Below are 2,134 nucleotides of genomic sequence, written 5' to 3' on the forward strand. Positions count from 1 at the left end.
GGGGCTTCGCCCCTCTCAAACTCTCCCCACCAAAGGCCTGAGGCCTTTGGAAACCCTTTCTGATGGCGGGTGCAGGGGACCCCGTCCCCTGCTGGGGGTTGAGGGGGCAAAGCCCCCTCAAGGCCACGCGCGGCACGCATCGTCCAACCGTCTCTTACAGGCCGGTGCGGGGCGGGTCGAGGTAGAGCGGGCTTTCCAGGTAGCGCCGCAGCCAGTAGCGCGCCAGCACGCCGAGCGCCGCCGCCATCGGCACCGCCAGCAGCACGCCGAGGAAGCCGAAGGCCACGCCGCCGGCGAAGAGGGCGAAGATGACCCAGACGGCGTGCAGTTCCACCCGGTCCCCCAGCAGGCGCGGATAGATGATGTAGCCCTCCACCACCTGCCCGGTGACGAAGACGGCCAGCACCATGCCGACGCCGTTCCAGGTGCCGAACTGGCCGATGGCCAGCAGCAGCGCCGTGGCCAGCCCCGTCATCGAGCCGACATAGGGGATGAAGGAGAGCAGCCCGGAGGCGATGCCCACCATCAGCCCCAGCTCCAGCCCGACGGCGGAGAGCCCCATGGCGTAATAGGCGGCGAGCAGGGCGCAGCAGAGCAATTGCCCGCGCAGCCAGGCGGAGAGCACGCGGTCCGTGTCCTTCGCCAGCTGGCGCAGCACGGTGGCGGAGCGGCGCGGCAGCCAGCTTTCCAGCCGCATCATGATGCGCGGCCAGTCGCGCAGCAGGTAGAAGGCGACGACGGGCGTCACCACCACCAGGGTGAAGACGGAGAACAGCGCGTAGCCGCCGCCGATCAGCCGCGTCGCCGCCGTGCCGAGATAGGAGAGGATGGCGCCGATCTGGCTGACCGCGAGGTCGCGCAGGCGGGTGTCGAAGACCTCCGGCCCGAAGCGCTCCTCCAGCGCGGCCAGGGCTTCCTGCACGGCGCTGGCGATGCCGGCGGCATAGCTTGGCAGCCGGGCCAGCAGGGTGCCGACCTGGGCGATGATCAGCGGGTAGAGCAGCAGCAGGGCGATGAGGGCGAGCGCCATCAGCGCGGTGACCAGCACCAGCGAGGCCAGCCCGCGCGGGATGCCGATGCGCGAGAGCCGCGTGGCCAGCGGGTCGAGGAAATAGGCGACGCAGCCGGCCAGGACGAAGGGCGTCAGGATGGCCGAGAACAGCCAGAGCAGGAACAGCCCCGCCGCCAGCAGCCCGAGCGCCAGGGCCAGGCGCTGCGCCCGCGTGGCGGTGCGCGGCCCGCGCGGCGTGGCGGGCGGGGCCGGGGGCGAGAGGGGGGGGGGAGGGGGGGGCGGCAGCCGCGGCGGTGGCGGTGTGGCGGAGAGGGTGCGGCCCTCGGGCAGGCGGGCCTCGGAGGCGCCGGGCAGGCGCGCTTCGGGCGGGCGGCTCATCGCCCCTCCCCCGCGAGGCGCGGCAGCAGATAGGCGAGGCCGGAGGCGAGGGTGGTGCCGGTGGCCAGCACCACCAGCCCGTCCATCAGCAGCGGCGCGCGCAGCCCGAAGCCCGCCAGCAGCAGCGCCAGCGCCGCCAGCAGGATCTGCGCCACGGTATTGGCCTTGGAGATGCGCAGCGGCTGGATGCGCGGCGGCGCCCCGGTGAAGGCCAGCAGCGCCACCCCGCCCAGGATCAGCACGTCCCGGAAGACGACGAGCAGCGCCAGCCAGTCCGGCAGCACCCCGGCCCAGGCGAGGCCGAGATAGGTGCAGACCAGCAGGGCCTTGTCCGCCAGCGGGTCGAGCAGGGCGCCGAGGCTGGACTGGCTGCCCATCCGCCGCGCCAGCCAGCCATCCAGCGCATCCGAGAGGCCGGCCCCGGCGAAGACGAAGAAGGCGATGTCCAGCCGCCCGTGCAGGATCAGCCAGAGCGTGGCCGGCACGGCGAAAAGCCGCGCCAGGGTGATGGCATTGGGCAGCGTCAGCGCCCCCAGGGCCTGCCCTCCGGCCTGCCCTTCGGCCTGGCCGGGCGGTGTCCCTTCGGGGGGCGGGGGCTCAGCCGCGCCCGGCAAGGCCGAGTTGCCAGAAACCGGATGGCGCGGCGGCGGGCAGCAGGGCGGGGGCGCCACCCAGGACGCCGCCGCCGCCCCAGCGCACCGGCGGGGCGAGGCCGCCCCCCGGCTGCGCCACGCCCGCCGCGGC

2 protein-coding genes are annotated in these 2,134 nt (G+C 74.2%); both read right to left on the reverse strand.

What is annotated here, in order from left to right; genetic code table 11:
* Positions 1 to 154: 154 nt before the first annotated feature.
* Positions 155 to 1,390 (reverse strand): AI-2E family transporter, encoded by a 1,236-nt coding sequence (locus tag NON00_RS24420; RefSeq protein ID WP_256025409.1) that lies wholly within the window; start codon positions 1,388 to 1,390, stop codon positions 155 to 157.
* The gene (locus NON00_RS24425) at positions 1,387 to 2,004 is read right to left on the reverse strand and encodes a CDP-alcohol phosphatidyltransferase family protein (RefSeq protein ID WP_256025410.1); all 618 of its coding nucleotides are present in this window, start codon (positions 2,002 to 2,004) and stop codon (positions 1,387 to 1,389) included. Before NON00_RS24425 ends, NON00_RS24420 begins: the two co-directional genes overlap by 4 nt.
* Between the last annotated feature and the right edge of the window lie 130 nt (positions 2,005 to 2,134).

Origin of the sequence: Roseomonas sp. GC11, assembly GCF_024437745.1 — a bacterium.
In the GTDB taxonomy this organism is placed as follows: Bacteria; Pseudomonadota; Alphaproteobacteria; order Acetobacterales; family Acetobacteraceae; genus Pseudoroseomonas.